Raw genomic sequence first — 17297 nt, 5'->3', positions numbered from 1 at the left:
AATTTTGTCAATAGTATACCGGTGCCGTCAATCGGATTTCCTAAATAAAAAAGGCACCGGTCAATGACCGATACCCTCAACTTAAGATTCACGGCGCAACCCCATGTCATAAGCATCCGCAATCGGCTGCTTTTGACATGAACATCCACGTTTACTTCAACAAATTACGGGCGGTCTCTTCCTGCTTATCCCCGCATAAAGCGGAACCAGTCGAAGTCGAAGTTGCTGCCCGGCAGGAAGATGAATGTCACTTTCTGTATCCCCGTTACCTGTTCCAATTCAAACACCCGTTCTTCGTATCCATCGGATTTCTCAAATTCCACGAGTTGATTGCTTTCGCCGTTCTCGCCAGCAAATCGGATATGGATCGTATTCTTGTCGATCGGCGATCTCCCGTTCACGACAAGCTTCGAAGCGCCTTCTCCGGTAAAATCCATATGCGTAAATTCAAGGGAGACGTTATTGCCGATGCCTTCCACGCGTTCGTCCGCGACGCTAAATGTATCCCCATAAATCCGGTCGCAGGAAGCCGCCGAGTTTTGTTCGAAAGCCCGATTCTGTCGTTCAAAGGAAAATCCTTTGATGTGCACCTTCTGACGAAGCACGAAGCATATCGAAGTAATTCCGCGAAGTCTCTTGGTCAGGCGATACGTTTCTTCTTGATACACGTTCCACTTGGACGGCTTCTGATAAATCACGTCCGCCACTAAGGAGCTGTCCTTCTCGCCGGGCATCCCTTCCCAAATTTGCATCGCATATTCTTCGCTGGATAAGGCGAAAACCGGTATCGTAATGGTGCCGGAGCCATATGGACCGAAGTCGATATCGCGGAAGCCTACGTGCGTTTCTCCGTCTCTGCTGGTCGCTATACCTCTCTCGTTGCCGTTTCCGACATCGCCTTTGCTGTAATCGTAAAGTCCAGCCGAAATAAATCCATAAGGATCCTTGTAGGCCGTTCCCAGACCTGTTGCCTTAAACTCCAATTGGGAGATGAGCTTCGTCTTGTCCGTGCCGTTCTTGCTCGTGCAGCGCAGACGAAATGCACCGTCTCCGATGGCTGCGATCTTCGCCTCTAGCCCGTTCGCTTCGACCTTCGCGATATTCGATTCGATTCCTTCGTCCGTTACGGCGCGCCACTCGACGTCTCGATACGTGGTGTTTTCAGGCCATAATAGGGCACGAACGGTAATTTCCTTGGCGGATTCACTAAAGTCTTGTCCCGAGTCGCTGACGATTTCGATCTTACGAAGCGGAACTTCATCGCAGCCCCCTGTCACGCACGGCAGCTCTTGATTTCTCGAGTTCGCTGAAATCCCTTCCGGAACTCCGTCTTTCGCAGGATGCGACTCGAATTCCGCCGCCTCGGTTCGCATGCCCTCGGAGGATACTTCGATTTTGATTTTACCCGGCTCCAGGGTCGCACCGATAATCGCCATCAACTTACCGCTGAACAATCTTCTGCTTATTCCCTTGTACGGATCGAAATCCGTGCTGTCGCCGTTATCTAGCCCAAGCAATCGGCCTGCCCCCGTCACCTTGACTTGCACGCGGTTGTTCGCGTTTTCTACCGGATGACCCTGGGCGTCCAACATACCGATTTCGACGAAAATCAAATCCGTACCGTTCGCCGTAAGAACCTCTTTATCTGCTTGGAGACGAATTCGGTGCGCATCCCCGAAGGAGCTTCGAACATCGGTCGCTATGACTTTGCCTGTTTCGTCGTAAGCGATGGCCTTGATTTCCCCTTCCGCATAAGGCACCTTCCACCAGCCAACAAGCTGCGATCCATGCTCGTGATCGATTTCGTGCGTTCCGATCGTCGTCCCATTGAACTGCAGCTCGATCTTAGGAGCGTTTGAGCATATGCGAACGTCGATGATTTGCCCGTCATTGAAATCCCAGTACGGGAAGACATGCACCATCGGATTCGTGCGATAATCGGTCCAAGCGGCCTGGTAGATGTAATAGGAATCTTTCTTGAACGTAGCCGTATCGATCTGACCGAAATACGAATTCTTCGTATGGTACGGCGTCGGTTCCCCGATATAGTCGAAGCCGGTCCACAGGAATTGACCCAGGGAGAACGGCGTATCCCGCTCAGCCAAAATACAGGCTTCAGCCGACTTGGCCCCCCAGCTTGTCGAGCTGTTCCCGAGGGCGGAGCACTGCTCGTCATCGTCGGCAAGAATCGATTTCTCGAACGGGAAATGATAGATCCCTCTGCTCTGGACGACCGAAGCGGTTTCGCTGCCGTAAATGATCCAATCCGGATGCTCTTCGTGATGCTTATCGTAATATTTCTCCGCGTAATTGTAGCCGGCAACTTTCACGATATCGGCGCATTTCTGCGCATTCTCCCACGGCATGTAGTTCGACCCGATCGTAATCCGCGCATTCTGCTTCGGATCGAATTCCAATACATAGTCGAGAAGCATTCTGGTGACTTCCTGCCCCCGCTCATCCGCATGCGTGTCGTAAATCTCGTTCCCGATGCTCCACATGATCAGGCTCGGATGATTCCGGTCCCGCAGCACCCAGCTTTTCACGTCGCGATACGCCCAATCTTTGAAAAATCTCGCGTAATCATAAGTCGTCTTGGATCTTTCCCACATGTCGAACGCCTCCGAAACAACGAGCAGTCCGAGCTCGTCCGCCAAATGCATGAGCTCCGGAGCCGGCATATTATGCGCCGTGCGGATAGCGTTGACGCCCATTTCCTTCAGCATCACGAATCTTCTTCGCAGCGCCTGGACATTAAACGCCGCCCCTAGAGCACCTAAGTCATGATGCTCGCAAACGCCGTTCAATTTCAGCTTCTTCCCGTTCAACAGAAACCCCTGCTCCGGGTCGAGAGCAATGCTCCGGAAGCCCAGAGGCAGCGTGATCGTCTCCAGTTCTTCACAGCGCTGTCCCTCGGACGGTTCGCTCGTCTCCCGCTGCATTCGCGTGACGATCCGGTACAGAATCGGCTCGTCCGTGCTCCATAACAAGGGATGATCTACGGTTAATGTCTGGCGGGTTGTCGTGATCGACCCGCGTCCTGCTGTTACCCGCTCCGAAGCGGCAGCGACCGTCTGGTCCTGATATAGGATATGATGCGAAATAAGTACGTCTTCTTCGATTTGTACGGCTGTGTCGACTTCCACCATCCAGCTCTCACCCTGCTGCCTGGTTGTGACATACACGCCGTCTGTGAGAATGTGATTTCTGTCCCGTTCCTTCAGCCAGACGTTCCGATAGATGCCTGCTCCCGAATACCAACGGCTGTTCGGACTCTGGTGCACGACTTTCACGACGATTTCATTTTCCCCTTCGATAACTGCGTCCGTGATCTCATGCTCAAAGGAAGAATATCCGTATTTCCATTCGCCAACAAGCTGGCCGTTTACGTATACGGAAGAATCCATGTACACGCCGTCGAAGCATAACAGCATCTGCCCGCCAAGCCGTGACTGGATTAATTTCTTGCGGTACCAGCCGATACTGTTCTCGTAAAGCGCCAATGTATTGTAGATCAACCAATCATGGGGGAGATCTACCGGTTCGAAGCTCAGCCCGGCATGATCCGTAACGTCCAGACCGCTTTTGGCAAATTCCCAACCGTCGTTAAAAAGGATTTTCGTATTCATGGTCGAACCACTCGCTTTCACAGATATTGGGATATTCCTTCAAGCGTAAACGGCTGTGCCGATCTTAGGCGGCATCCGCCCGTTTCGTGATGACTTCATCATTCATATATTCTGGAAAAGGCTAGGTGCATCCTCCTTTGGAAGACCGCACCTAGCCCCTTTTTTAAACCTTAATAGCCCAGCAAGCTCTTGGTCTTCCCGAAAATATCATTGGCCATGTCCGTATACCGAGTGCTGCCGTTCGCTTCGACCTGAGCCTTATAGCTGTCCCACTTATCAAAGCTTTCTTGCCCGGTAATAAATTTTAACGTCATCGTTTTCACGTAATCCATAAGCGGTGTCGAAATGAGATTCATCTGTTCGCTTTCCTCCGGTGAACCCATAATCGGCGGCGCCAGCTTACGCTGCTCCCGTGTCGACTGGACGCGGTTCACGAAATCCTTCTCTCCTTCGGTCATCTTGGACAATCTCAGCTTTGCAGAGCCCCCGTACGCGAACACCCCGCCCGCGAAGCCGTAATCTACGTTCAGCTGCTTCGCTGCGCCTTCGTTCATCCCGTTGTAATAGATATCCGGTTTGAGCAAGATATTTCCTTCTGCATCCAGATCATACGTTTCACCTTCTACGCCCCACAAGCTGAGCGTTTGACCTTCATTGGAATACCAGAGCCAGTCGACGAAACGAAGCATCTTGATAAAGCCTTCTTCTCCTAGATCGTCAAGCGCGTTCTGGCTGATCATGATCCCGTTCTCGAGACGGGAAGTCTCGACCCGAAGCATTCCTTTTGGTCCGCCGGGCTGCGTGATCATATACAATTCGGCTTTCGGATCCTGCATTTTGCTCTTGAAATCGGCCAATACCTGATAGATTCCGCTAATCACGTAGGTATCGCCTTTGAAGAACTTGGCTTTTGCCGCATCGTCTTCCTGCGTGAAGGATTCCGGATCCATAATGCCATCGGTAATCAACTTATTGAAATAACCAAGATAGTTCTTGAAGTCATCCGACGCATCGGCAAAAGTGAACTGCTGCTTCTCATGGTCGAAGACCAAGCCGTTAGACAGTCCCCATCCGCCGGTGACGCCATATTGAACGGCGGCAATGTTCAAAGCCGAGTCTCCCTTGAACTGATCGGAGAACACGTATTCCGCGCCCGTATGCTCTTTCACCTTCTTCATCGCTGCAGAGAATTCCTCGTACGTCCAGTTCCCTTGTTGGCCCTCGACGTCCACTCCCGCCGCTTCAAACACATCCTTGCGGATGATATAGGAATAACCGCCGCCGGCGATCTCCCACATGCCCGGAAGGACGTAATATTTGCCGTCGTTCTTCATCTTGGCCTTCAGATCCTCTTCCATTCCCCAATCCTTGACGGCCTTCATGTAGTTCGGCATGTACTGCACCCAATCGCTGACAGGGACGATTTGACCGGACGCCACGAATGCGGATTCATCGTACGTTTTAGGAATGATATAAGGGGCGTCGCCGCTGTTCACCAGCAGAGATTTTTGATTCTCGTATTCCGATCTTGCCGTGATGGACAGGTCGAAGCTCACATTCGTTTTTTCTTTAATGGCGCTCCAAAGTCTCCAGTCCTCTTTCGTCGGATAATTCTCATGGTCGCTGTACATCATGGAGTAGGATACCGGCTCGTTCGAGTGGAAGGTCTGATCCTCCCCGAAAGCGTAATCCTCCGCTGCCTTCTCGCCGTTCGTGCCTGACTTGCCCGATGCGGGCGTTTCGTTACCCAAAGCGCCTTCGTTATTAGACGAACACGCTGCCACAAACACAAGCATCAATGCCAGCATCATCATGAATGCCGCCTTACTGAATTTCTTCATACCGCTGCCTCCCTTTATTTGGTTCCTGCGATTTTTATATAACGGAAACGCCGTAGCCCTTCCGGTTATATCGATTACAACGATTACTTACCCCTTGACTGCTCCGATCATCATCCCTTGCACGAAATACCTCTGCACGAAGGGATATAGGCAGATAATGGGCAGCGAGGTAAGCACCATAGCCGTCGATTTGACGCTTGCCGCGATTTGGCTGGTCTGTTCGGACGTAGCCCCGATTTCGGTCGGACTGACCGCGTTGTCGATAATTTGCTTCAAATACAAGGCGACCGGCCACTTCTCCTTCGTCTGCAAGAAGAGCGAAGGTCCGAACCAGTTATTCCACATGCCGACCATGACGAACAACATAATCGTGACCAGGATCGGCTTCGATAGAGGAAGAATGATTCTCGTGAAAATCCCGAACACGCCCAGACCGTCGACGCGTCCCGCTTCTTCCAATTCGTTCGGCAGACCGGCGAAGAACGTCTTCATCAGGATGACATTGAAGGCGCTGATCGCGCCCGGGATGACGATCGCCCAGATTGTATCTCTCATGCCGAGTGTCTTCGCGATCAGAATATAGTTCGGAATGAGACCGCCGCCGAAATACATCGTAAACAGCACAAACGGGATAAAAAATTTATTGAGGCGCAGCCTCTCTTTTGAAAGCGGATAGGACATGACGGCCGTCGCGGCCACCGCGATGAACGTGCCTACCACGGAATAAACGATCGTATTCCAGTAATAACGAAAGAAATCAGGCTTGCTCAAGATGACTTCATAGGTCTTGGTCGTAAATTCGACCGGAAAGATGGTCACCTTGCCGGCATAGATGGCGGCCTCGGAGCTGAAAGACTGCGCCACGAGATAGACAAACGGATATAAGGTGAACAAGACGACCAGAATCATGAATAAACCGTTTACAATCGTAAAAGCGTTAAAGGACGAGGTTCGATTCATTTCGATGGGCTCCTTTCTACCATAAGCTGGATTTCGTCGTTCTCTTCGAAACTTCGTTCGCGATCGTCACCAGAATAAGTCCGATGATGCCTTCGAACAGGCCTACCGCCGTCGCGTAGCTGAAGTTGCTGCCTGTGATACCCATCCGGTAGACGTAGGTAGAGATAACGTCCGCCGTCTCATAAGTCAGAGGATTGTATAAAAGCAGGATTTTCTCAAAATTCGAGCCTAAGATGCTGCCGATATCGAGGATCAGGAGCACCATGACCGTCGGCAGAATGCCGGGAATCGTGACATGCATCGCGAGCCGGAACCGGTTCGCGCCGTCCATCTTCGCCGCTTCGTAGAGCGCCGGATCGATGGCTGTCATCGCCGCCAAATATAGAATCGTTCCCCAGCCGAGGCTTTGCCAGATACCCGAGGTGACGTAAAGCGTCGGAAACCATTCCGGCAAGGAAATAAACGATATCTTCTCGAGTCCCATCCAGGCCAAGATGCTGTTGAGCGGTCCCGTCATGGAAACGATCTCCTTAATCATGCCCGCCACAATAACCATGGAAATAAAATGGGGAAGGTAAGAAACCGTTTGCACAAACTTCTTCCACTTGACCCGTCGCAATTCGTTCAGCAGCAGCGCGAACAGCAAGGTGATCGGAAACTTGATCACGAGATAGCTTACGCTTAAGGTTAGATCATTGAAGAAGGCTCTCCAGAACGTAGGATCCTTCATAAACATCTCGAAGTACGTAAACCCGACCCATTCCGACCCGAAGAAATTTGTTCCGCCTCTATACTTCCGGAAAGCGATAATGTTCCCGAGCATCGGCGTATACTTGAAAATGATGAAGTAAATTACGGGCAGGATCAGGAACGAATACAGCTTCCATTCCTTTCTAACGTGCTTCCATAGTGGACTTGTGTCTACAGCCTTGTTTTGCGCATGAGCTGCCATTCCGTCATCCCTTCCTTATGAAAATTTACCGTGGCCGGACCCAAAGGCCTGACGTTCCGTCGCTCCATCAATGTATCGGAGAAGCCTCCCTCGCATCAATGTTCATTAACGGAAATGATGTACGATAACAAGGAAATGAAGATGGACAGCTTGAAACGGAGTGACCGTTTCCCGAATCGGGCGTTAGGAACAAAAAAAAAGACGACCTCCGAGCGTTCGGAAGTCATCGATTAACGTATCGTTCATATGCCGCTTGTTTAATTTCCAGGATCCGGTCGATCCCGAGCCGCTTCAGCTGCTTCACCATATCGTCGTAAGCGTCTATGGCATCCACGCCCAAAATGATCCGAAGCTCCGCATCCATCACGTACTCTCCGATCCCGTCCATCAGCGCTGACAGCTCGCCGGCTTCTTCCGTCGTCGGCGTAATCGGCGGAAGCAAATAGTCTTCGTGCTTCGTCTTTCTCCATACTTCGACGGCTTGGTTCGTTTCCTTGAACTTCCACTCCAGCTGCGAGTCGCGCTGAATCATCGGGAAGTTCGTTTGGTGCGCGTATTGAAGCATCACCAGATCGCCGGATAATCCGCCTTTATTCGCAACGACCAGATCCGTATACACCGGTTGTCCGTTCTCCATCGTATACGTGACGCCTTCAATGCCGAACGTATTCAGCAGGCTGCCTTCTTTCGAATACCCGTAATCCAGCCACCGGACCGCAGCTTCCAGGTTCTTCGTCGTAGCCTTGATTGCCGCCGAGCTGGTCCCCGCATACGCGTTGTCGAGCTGCCCGAATTTCGGGATCTCTCCTTCTCTTAACGTCGGGTAGGGAGCGGCAATATAACGAGCTACCGGGTCATTATTCTGCGCCGCGAGGTTATATTTCTCAATGTAGGAAAACCAGCCGACCGTCGCGCCGCTTGTTCCGGAAGTCATCTTCTTGTCCACCGATTCTAAATCCAGAACGGCAAAGTCTTTATCGATCAACCCTTCCTTATACCACTTGCTCATCGTCGCCAAATATTCCCGGTACTCCGGCTCCAGGTAACCGTATTTTACTTTCCCGTCTTCCACGTAGAAATTCCCCATGACGCCGAACGCCCCCGCGAAGCCTGCCGTTCGATCGCCCATGAATAAGGTTCGGAGCGTTAACGGCGCCGTCGCCCCTTTCTTCTCCTTAAATGCCTTCAAGGCCGCGTACCACTCGTCGATTGTCGTTGGGACAGGGAGTCCCAGCTCGTCAAGCCAATCCTTGCGGATGATCGGTCCGCCGTACACCTTGCCCTCCTCCGAACGAATGAACGGGAACGCATAATAGATGCCGCTGTCCGTCTTTACCATTTTATCGATCTCGGGGTTCTCTTCGAGCACCCGCTTGAAATTCGGCGCATACCGGTCGATGACATCGTTCAGAGGCAGAATATACCCCTGCTCGATCGCCTTCTCGGGCCCTCCCGGAAATTGAAGCCAGTTATTCATGAAGATGTCCGGCAGGTTGCCGGAGGCAAGGAGATATTTGAATTTATTATCCTGCATCGGAACGCCGCCGAGATACCGGATCACGATGCCGGTTCGTTTCTCGTATTCTTCGTCAATCGGTCCCGCATTCGGCGTCCCCATGTCGGGAAACTCCGTCATCAACGTCAACTCCGGGGCACCCTGCATCGGATATTCGAACGGCTCTCCGGACGCTGCGGGACTGCCAGGTTCAGGAACCGCCGTCTCCGTCCGGCTATTCGTCGATAAGTTCCCTTCCGCGCCATTTCCTCCAAAGCATCCGGACGCGAATAGGGCAATGGCGGCAGCCGCAATCCAACTTTTCCTCCAAAAACCGAAATTTCGCGCTTCCATCGTAAGCCGCCTCCTTTCTTGAACGTTCGTTTCTTGGCCCGACCCGTCATTGGATCGTCTTGAACTTTCCGGGCGTGATGCCCTCATATTTCTTGAATACGCGAATAAACGCATGACTGCTTGCGAATCCGACCCGGGACGCCGTCTCCTCAATGCCGCCCCCTTCAAGCAGCAGCACCTTGGCAGCTTCCACGCGGACCTGGCTGATATAGTCGTGCAGCCCCACCTGCCCCGTCTGTTCGCGGAACAAGCGGGACACGTACTGAGGCGACAGCCGGAAGTGGTCCCCGATCATCGACACGCTTAAATTTTTGTCGCTGTAGTTCGCCTGCACGAACTCGATCACTTTCTCGCCGATGCCGGCGCTTGATTGTACGTTCTGCTTGCTGCGGAGCACGCTGCATACCCGATCGAAGATGTCATGAAGCTCTTGTTGAAATTCCAGCTTCGTGGAGCATGACAACAGCCGCTTGAGCGGACGCCATTCATCCCACGCGATGCCCGCCTGCTCTTGGCCCTGAACCGTCTTGATCAGGGTCGTTGCTACATCGAGCAGAACGCACTTCGCGATTTCATGCGACATATCCCGCTGGAACGCTTGCCGGATGACGTTGTCGATCATCGCCTTCGCTTTCTCGAACTCGTCGGCCTTCAAGAGATTGTTCAGAATCATCTGGTCGTTCACGGTGAAGAAATAGCTGCCCTCGTTCGGTTTAATGTCCCCGTACCAGATCAGCATGCCTTCCCCCTGCACCAGCCTGTATTCTTGGGCCTCCAAGGCTTGAAGGAAGCCTTGATGGATGCCGTCTAGGCCAGTCTGCAGCTCGCTTCCCACCGTCATGAAGCGAAGCTTGTACCGGGCCGTAATGAATTCGTAGGCTTGCGCCAAATGGTCCTCCAAATCGTCCTTCCACTGCTCCGCGCGATCCGGATCAACGTTCACGACCGCCGCCAACATGCCGTCCATATCCGTAAAATGTATCGTTAAGCGGTCGCCGACCGAATCCGCGACGATGTTGGACACAATAAACTGCGACAAGGCCAGATCCTTTGTTCCCCCCTCGTCGCTGTCGATGTAGAATAACAGCACGGCGAAACGATCGCCCGTCCAAGACAGATTGTGCGTCTTCGCCAGCTCCGTGAGCGGGACGTTCCGGTCAGCCTGGCCCTTCAACAGTCGTCCCAGGTAGTAACCCTGTAAAACCCGAAGCTGCTGAACATGCTTATTGTTCATGTCGTCCCGCTCTCGAATGGTCTCGAGCATGCTTCTCCGAATGAACGTATACTCGTCCAAGTCCGTTCCGTTTCCCTGCAGCGGACTGCGGGAGAAGACGCTCACCAATTGTTTAACCGGGTCGTAGTTTTTGCGAGCGAAATAATAAATAACCGCGCCGCCGATCGCAAAGCAAAGCAGCAGCCCGAATAGGTTCATCGTCCGAATGGCCCCGGCGCGCTCCCAGAAGACGTCGGTCGGAAACACGCTGACGTACTTCCAGCCCGTCGTATCGGACGACTCGATCGTAATCATCGACTCGACTCCTTTGAACTTGGCGGTAAAGGTGCCAGTCCCGCGGTTATTCCACTCCTGAAACGACGTAGGCGCAATCGCCTTGTCTTCGGCGTTCTGAAACAGGATTTGGTCATTCGAATCCAAAATAAATACTTGGCCTTGCTCCACCCAATCGATATTTTCAAGCATGGTCGTAATCTTCTCGACATTGAGCGGCATGATGAGAGTTCCCTCGGGGTCGTCCACCGATTGTATAGACAACGACCGAATATAGGAGGGGGTATTCGCGATCCTCGCTTGGTTCTCGACCGGAATCCGCACATATTCCCCCGACTGATGCCGGTTTACCAACGCAAGCCAGTCCTCGTAAGTGAACGTGTGCGACTGATGTTTGATCTCATAAAAAACCCGTTCCTTTAGATAGGTCTCATTCGAGAGTACCGACTGCAGAGGCTTCGAATAAAGATAAATGTCCTGAATAAAATCGTTCGTGGATAATAATTTGCTCAGTTCTTGTTTCATTTTATAAATATTGTAAGCGCTCTCTTCTGAAGGCGCAGTCAGCAATCCCCGGACATCCGGATGAATGGCCAGCTGCGCGGCAAGACTCTCCATCTGAAGCAGCTCCCCGTCCACGATGTATCTCACCTGCTGCAGCATGGCGCTGCTCGCCCGTTCGATCTCATATTTCACGATTCCCCTGGTCTGGCCATAAATGATTACACTAAGAATGACGGGTATGCATAAGATCACGGCGTACGATACGATCCATCGAAACGCCACACTTCGCGTGAAGTTTCCCCTTCCCCAATTCAATTCGAATCCCCCTACATCGCTTTACTTTTTGTACATTTTCTATCATAGCACGAACCGGATTGGAGCTTCATATGTACAATTTGAAACTCCATGTACATTTTGTGCACTCTATAACGATTTTTCCCGAAACGCAGCATAAGCGCTTCGGTGCTTCGAGCGGGAAGACAAAAGCCGCTCTGTGTTTGAACTCAGAGCGGCTCGTTAGGTTTAGGAAACTTAAATGGTCCCAGTACCACTGTGGCTAGTGCAGGATCCCTCTTTCTTGGAGTTGGGTAACGGCTTCATGAAGGCTCATAAACATGAAGTCCGGCTTGATGATGCCCGCCGGCTTTTTCTCGCCAATGAAGATAGTCTTAACTCCTGCAGCATGACCGGCCCCAATGTCCACGTCACGATCGCCGACCATGAAGCTTGCCGACCGGTCAATGTCGTATCGTTCGATCAGCTCGAGCAGCATTCCAGGCTTCGGCTTGCGGCAGTCGCAGCCTTGGCGGGGCTTATGGATACAAGCTTTGATCTCCCGGAGCTTCCCGCCGCCCTCTTCGATTTGCCGGCTCATGTGCCGATGAATCTTGTCCAAGTCGCGTTTCCGCAAAAAACCCAGTCCTACGCCGCCCTGGTTGGTCACCACGAATGCCTCATAGCCAAGTTCATTTAGAGTCCGAACGGCTTCAGGCACGCCAGGCAGCAAGACCAGATCATCCGCCCGATTCACGTTATGACTTTCATTGATTACGCCATCGCGATCTAAGAAAAATGCTTTCATCCGTGCCTCCGTAACATTAATTAAATGACATCCATACCGTATTCCCCACAACCTCAAAGTCCTGCTTAAACCAAAAGTTCCGTGATTTATCTAATGTATATACATACATTTTTTTATTTGGATATTTCACTTTAAGCCAGTTGATAAAGAAAGCGGCATAGCCCTTACCTTCATATTCCTTCAAAACATCCAGTGCTTCAATAAATAAAAAATCTGTTTTGTTCTTAATATCAATATAAAAGTCCTTCTCCAGGTACTTTTCATCATCGCTAAAATAATCGGATTCCGCCTTATGAATTAACTGTTTCCCATTATTGTATTCCCAAATCACTCCGTACCCGACCATATTATTATCATCTTCAATGATATAGATCTCTTCCGGAATTTCCGATTTTTCCTTTTTGCTCAATTCCCCTGCATGATAACCTGATTTTAATTCACTTAATAGGGTTTGCATTTCTTGATCAAATGGTTTTGCAACAATCGTAGGCATTTTCTATCTCCTTTTGCTAATTAATAGCGTATAGTCGTTTTAAAGTGTCATAGCATGTCCATGCCTTACCAAATACTCTTCCTTTTCTTTATAATCCGGCATTATGCTTCCTACACGTCTCCAAAATGACCGATCATGATTCATATGGGTGAGATGACATAGTTCATGAATGATTACATAATCAATTACTTCAACCGGTGCCATGGCTAAACGATAATTAAAGGTTACTTTTTTATCCGAGCTGCAGCTTCCCCACTTCGTTTTAGATTCAACTACCTCAATTGTTTTGGGTTTTACTTTCAGCTTGGTCTGATATATTTTGATTCGTTCCCCTACAATCTTCCTGCAGCTTGAGAAATAGAACTTCTTTAGACTATTTTTCAGTTCTTCTGCATTCAGCTCTTTCGTCTCGATTAACTCATGGAGAAAATAATACCTCCCAAGATGCAGGAACTTTCCTTCATCTTGATACTCCCTTGTCGTAGGGATATTACGTGCTTCCGCAATCGTATGCAACTGATCCAAGATCCTTTTCCCATGACGTTTCATAGCACTCATAACCATTTCATTACTTGTATCATTAGGAGCTTTAACGGTTATGAGACCCATAGAATCGATATGAATCGAAAGCTTTTTTCTAATGCCATATAGAACATTAAATTGTATCGTATTATTTTCAAATTCAATTTTCATCATCATCGTTCCTATAAGGTTATTTCTAAATCATAAAAACTCACGTCATTATATTCTACCTATTATAGCAATAATGCATTCGACAATCATGCACAGAAAAAAACCTGGGATAAGCAGATTTTAACTACTTAGTCCCAGGCATACTGCTTGCTTAATCACTTGTTTCAATTGCTGCAGTTTTTCTTTATTGATCTTCAGCTTTATTTTTGCCTGTAATTACATCAATACCATCCAAAACAAAAGTTCCGCCTTTTACAACAACTTTAGCAGTGTGTTTGGTATCATCAAGGCCCCGAATGTTATAAGAGGTTTGTCTGTCTCCTTTAGAATAAATTCTGAAATTCTCCTCAATTAATAGATCATCGATATACACATCAACTAATGCATCCGGAGTCGACCCGAATAAATTGAAACCTGATCCTTCAAAATCAAAGATCATACTGCTGTTAGGACCATCCACCTTAGGAGTACTGTAGATATTGACTCCACGGTAATCCATATAGTCTTCTTTCCTTACATTATCTTTCAGTGAAACTTTTATTGTATGCGGTTTTTCTTCCAAGCCTCTAACAGAATACATTACTCCGTCTGGATTTACGCTATAGTTGCCCATATCTACACCATCCAGCTCGAAATTATATTGTGACATTACTCCAGTCCCAGCCAGGTAATCAATGCCAGAACCCGTGAAGTTAATCAACAAATACGGATCATCATTAAAATGCGCCCAAGCATTCGTATCGTTTGAACCCCAGACGTTGCCATTCTTTCTAAATGCATAAACGGTATTTTCTGCATTCCCTATTTGTGCTTCATCCGATATTTTCACAATATTCTTAGCAGCTAATTTGTTGACTGCTAACACAGGGTCGGTCGTTTCGATTTCTGCTTTGGTAAAGCTCGTATACTTTTCTTTTGCTACTACTTTAAGTGTATGTTCTTTATCTTCAAGACTATCTGCAGACCAGACCACTTGATGAATTTCGCTATTATTTACATAGTTCGCAACACCTACTAATTCTCCATCTAAATAAACATCTGCTGTTCCATTTGATGGATTTGTTATACCAAATAGCCTGATTTCAGTACCCTTAAATTTAATTTCAAAAGCTTCCCCTGAAGTTCCCCAGGCATTTGCATTATTTGATGACCACTCTCCGGAATAGAATACTTTGTTCAAAGTGCCTTGCACCATTGTTGAATCCCTGAATCCTACAGTCACTCCGTTCCAAACAGGTACATTTGTTTTTGCAGTCATTTGTGTGCGGTTAAAATGTGCAAATCCTGCTTGTGTATATTCCCATTTGCCAACGTACCCGATTGGATAGAATTCATCCGTATTGTTCAGAGCTTCTACTTCCGTAGCGAATTTCTTACCTTGTGCACTATCATATTTATCCGATTCATAAGCGTATCCTTCAATTGGCTCTACACGTAGATTATCGATTAAGGTTTCGTAATAACCGGACCCTAACGCAATTCTTCCAGCCATTACTGTATAATCAGCGTCCGTATAAGCAGCGATTTCTTCTCCATCAAGATAAAGTGTAAATACATTTTCTTTCGCTTCAAATGCTAAATTATGCCATACCTTGTTATCGAAACCTTCAATCGTTCCGCTGCTTACCACCTTCCAAAGTTTAAGAATTTCGTATCTTCCATCCGAAAATAAACGTGCATTGTATGGTGCATGGGAATCTGCCCCGCCGGCTTTCACTTGACGTACCCCAATTAAGGCGTAATTACTTCTTCCTTCTACTTCAGGTGTATGCGTATCTAATAAAAAGTCATAAGAAGCTTTATAATTCACCCAGCGATGATCACCAAGCGTAGCGGTTGGGTTACTTGTAGACGCCGATCCATCTTTTCCGCCCCAAACTGCCCATTCTGCTCCAATAATATCAAGAGTGATTTTTTGCTGCAGCATATTTCCATGAGCCTGTGCATCCGGAATTTCCAGATCAGTACGTGCTGCACTTCCACTAAGCTGCGGTTTAGTTGCCTTCTTAACAACTTCAAAAGCGGCAATCTGGTCAGTCGTATAACGCGGTGTGCCTCCGCGACGATCTACATAGTCTCTGCCTTTATCATCGATAGAATAAATATCGTATTCAAAATCATCCGTATAAGGTAAAGGCAATATGGTGTCTTTCGATAAATCAACAGGTTCCGGTTCTGATTCATATTCAAAGCCTTTAACTGATTCCTTATCTAATGTTGAAATGGTCACGATCGAATAAGGTTTTACTTCAACTTCATATACACCATCTATTGGTGTGATTTTGCCGATATTTTTGAACCAGTTAGCATCATAACTTTGTCCTTCATCTGCCCCCCGTGTTTCCCAAACATAGACTGGTGCATTCTCTTTTCCATTTAGATTTGTGGCATTAATCTTATATTTACGTGTCTCCTTAGTATTATTTGCAAAAACGGTTGTATAGTCATCCGTTTCCGGATCTTTTAACGTCATATAATTATGAGTACTCGTATCGACATCTACACCGCCATCGAAGAAAGCTCCATCACTAAATGTAGCATCTTTAACATACATCCATCGCTCATTTTCAGGTGTGGTATGATCATCATATCCGACAAAGTTCATAACATGACGAACCCCTTGTAACCCGCCATCTGCTTCGTAAAAACCAGACCATGGATCATACGCACTAATCAGATGCTTCGGATTATAGGAAGAACCTTCATAAAAGGCTGCAACGGACGGTTGAAAATCAAATGAAACCGCATTCAAAGGATTGCTGCCTGCTCCTGTCCATGAATACACGGAGATAATACGCGAAGTTACATCGATAACCCCTGCTTTTCCTCCAAGACCATTATAATTGGGCTCCATATTTTCACGATAACGAGCATTAATCATTGGAGCGATTCCCTCAGATACCCAAACTTCTTTTGGCTTTTTGCCTTCAGCAATCAATTTATTTTGCAGTTGAGTTAGTTCATTAGAGCCGGTCAGACCATAATGGGAACTGATTACATCAATTTCATCAATCAAATCCGGATTATTAAGTAGTGTACGGCTGATTGTTGCTGTATCACGATAGCCATCTGCGGCAACAAGTTTAATATCTTTGTAGTCTGAATCATAGTTTGGCTCTAGTTTGATTTTTGAAGTAAAGTATTTCAGCCATTCCAATTCATTTTTACCGTTATTATTTTGAGCTCTTTCATTTTGAGAGATCCCAACATAATCTATTTTAAAACCATACTCATCATAAACGGCATCGATTGTCTGTTTATACCATTGATATCGATTTTCATAGTTATTGTTTGCAACGCCATTCCATGACCAACGCGGTTCACCCCATCGCAAAATTTCAGTCGTGATATCCGGGTTAATTGATTTGGCATCAGCGGCAAATTGGAACCCTGCTCCTCTTAGCACGTTTGCCGGTTCGTCTGCATAACGCATAGTTGCGGGCTCAGTTCCTGAAGATGAATTAACATCGGCACCTAACTCCACTTTGACGTGCGCTAGTCCAGCCCCTGTTTCTTTATTAAACAGCTTATTTATCATTTCCCAATATTCATTCGGATTCTCTTCTTTATAATCTAACAGCAAACGAGATGTATTATTAGCTGTTACCGTTCCAAAACCTTTAAACCGGTTATATTTATCCACATTACTTCCATCAATCGTAATTGTTTTTGTGATAACTTCAGCTTTAGATACATTTGTATCCATAATGACGACTGACCCAAAAAGCATCGAAGTCACACATAAATAAGCAATCGACTTTTTAAACTTTTTTCTCATACTGACCATT

The 17297-nt window shown here is 48.1% G+C and carries 11 protein-coding genes; 1 reads left to right on the top strand and 10 read right to left on the bottom strand.

Translation table 11 applies throughout. From position 1 onward, the window contains the following. Positions 1–185 precede the first annotated feature (185 nt). From DFP97_RS01310 to DFP97_RS01295, 4 genes are all read right to left on the bottom strand, one after another. Positions 186–3629 (bottom strand): glycoside hydrolase family 2 TIM barrel-domain containing protein, encoded by a 3444-nt coding sequence (locus DFP97_RS01310; RefSeq protein WP_114378162.1) that lies wholly within the window; start codon positions 3627–3629, stop codon positions 186–188. Between the two features lie 170 nt (positions 3630–3799). Next, positions 3800–5470: an ABC transporter substrate-binding protein gene (locus tag DFP97_RS01305; RefSeq protein ID WP_114378161.1), complete on the bottom strand. Its 1671-nt coding sequence runs from the start codon at positions 5468–5470 to the stop codon at positions 3800–3802. 87 nt (positions 5471–5557) lie between these two features. Then, the gene (locus DFP97_RS01300; protein ID WP_114378160.1) at positions 5558–6430 is read right to left on the bottom strand and encodes a carbohydrate ABC transporter permease; all 873 of its coding nucleotides are present in this window, start codon (positions 6428–6430) and stop codon (positions 5558–5560) included. A 16-nt stretch (positions 6431–6446) separates the two neighbouring features. Further along, positions 6447–7382 (bottom strand): ABC transporter permease, encoded by a 936-nt coding sequence (locus DFP97_RS01295; protein WP_114378159.1) that lies wholly within the window; start codon positions 7380–7382, stop codon positions 6447–6449. A 30-nt stretch (positions 7383–7412) separates the two neighbouring features. Between DFP97_RS01295 and DFP97_RS01290 the strand changes: the two genes are divergently transcribed. Next, the gene (locus tag DFP97_RS01290; RefSeq protein WP_114378158.1) at positions 7413–7616 is read left to right on the top strand and encodes a hypothetical protein; all 204 of its coding nucleotides are present in this window, start codon (positions 7413–7415) and stop codon (positions 7614–7616) included. On the opposite strand, the gene DFP97_RS01285 is transcribed toward DFP97_RS01290, so the two are convergent. From DFP97_RS01285 to DFP97_RS01260, 6 genes are all read right to left on the bottom strand, one after another. Continuing rightward, positions 7606–9231, bottom strand: coding sequence for an extracellular solute-binding protein (locus DFP97_RS01285; protein WP_114378157.1), 1626 nt, complete (start codon positions 9229–9231; stop codon positions 7606–7608). The genes DFP97_RS01290 and DFP97_RS01285 overlap by 11 nt on opposite strands. 46 nt (positions 9232–9277) lie before the next feature. Beyond that, positions 9278–11557 carry an AraC family transcriptional regulator gene (locus DFP97_RS01280; RefSeq protein ID WP_114378156.1) on the bottom strand — a complete coding sequence of 760 codons (2280 nt, stop codon included), beginning with the start codon at positions 11555–11557 and terminating at the stop codon, positions 9278–9280. Positions 11558–11798: 241 nt separating this feature from the next. Beyond that, the gene (locus DFP97_RS01275) at positions 11799–12323 is read right to left on the bottom strand and encodes a D-glycero-alpha-D-manno-heptose-1,7-bisphosphate 7-phosphatase (protein ID WP_114378155.1); all 525 of its coding nucleotides are present in this window, start codon (positions 12321–12323) and stop codon (positions 11799–11801) included. A gap of 16 nt (positions 12324–12339) precedes the next feature. Further along, on the bottom strand, positions 12340–12816 hold the full coding sequence (locus tag DFP97_RS01270) for a GNAT family N-acetyltransferase (protein ID WP_114378154.1): 477 nt from the start codon (positions 12814–12816) through the stop codon (positions 12340–12342). Positions 12817–12855: 39 nt separating this feature from the next. Beyond that, positions 12856–13509: a M48 family metallopeptidase gene (locus DFP97_RS01265; protein WP_114378153.1), complete on the bottom strand. Its 654-nt coding sequence runs from the start codon at positions 13507–13509 to the stop codon at positions 12856–12858. Between the two features lie 184 nt (positions 13510–13693). Beyond that, positions 13694–17296, bottom strand: coding sequence for an S-layer protein (locus tag DFP97_RS01260; RefSeq protein ID WP_114378152.1), 3603 nt, complete (start codon positions 17294–17296; stop codon positions 13694–13696). Position 17297 lies beyond the last annotated feature (1 nt).

Source organism: Paenibacillus prosopidis, assembly GCF_003337375.1.
GTDB classification, from domain to species: domain Bacteria; phylum Bacillota; class Bacilli; order Paenibacillales; family Paenibacillaceae; genus Pristimantibacillus; species Pristimantibacillus prosopidis.
Note: the sequence above shows the minus strand (reverse complement) of the source record. Positions and strands in the feature narration are given on the sequence as shown.

What these genes read in the sequence shown, in the direction of transcription:
- DFP97_RS01310 (WP_114378162.1), bottom strand. Translation starts at nt 3,629, where the DNA reads ATGAATACGAAAATCCTTTTTAACGACGGTTGGGAATTTGCCAAAAGC.
- DFP97_RS01305 (WP_114378161.1), bottom strand. Translation starts at nt 5,470, where the DNA reads ATGAAGAAATTCAGTAAGGCGGCATTCATGATGATGCTGGCATTGATG.
- DFP97_RS01300 (WP_114378160.1), bottom strand. Translation starts at nt 6,430, where the DNA reads ATGAATCGAACCTCGTCCTTTAACGCTTTTACGATTGTAAACGGTTTA.
- DFP97_RS01295 (WP_114378159.1), bottom strand. Translation starts at nt 7,382, where the DNA reads ATGGCAGCTCATGCGCAAAACAAGGCTGTAGACACAAGTCCACTATGG.
- DFP97_RS01285 (WP_114378157.1), bottom strand. Translation starts at nt 9,231, where the DNA reads ATGGAAGCGCGAAATTTCGGTTTTTGGAGGAAAAGTTGGATTGCGGCT.
- DFP97_RS01275 (WP_114378155.1), bottom strand. Translation starts at nt 12,323, where the DNA reads ATGAAAGCATTTTTCTTAGATCGCGATGGCGTAATCAATGAAAGTCAT.
- DFP97_RS01270 (WP_114378154.1), bottom strand. Translation starts at nt 12,816, where the DNA reads ATGCCTACGATTGTTGCAAAACCATTTGATCAAGAAATGCAAACCCTA.
- DFP97_RS01265 (WP_114378153.1), bottom strand. Translation starts at nt 13,509, where the DNA reads ATGAAAATTGAATTTGAAAATAATACGATACAATTTAATGTTCTATAT.
- DFP97_RS01260 (WP_114378152.1), bottom strand. Translation starts at nt 17,296, where the DNA reads ATGGTCAGTATGAGAAAAAAGTTTAAAAAGTCGATTGCTTATTTATGT.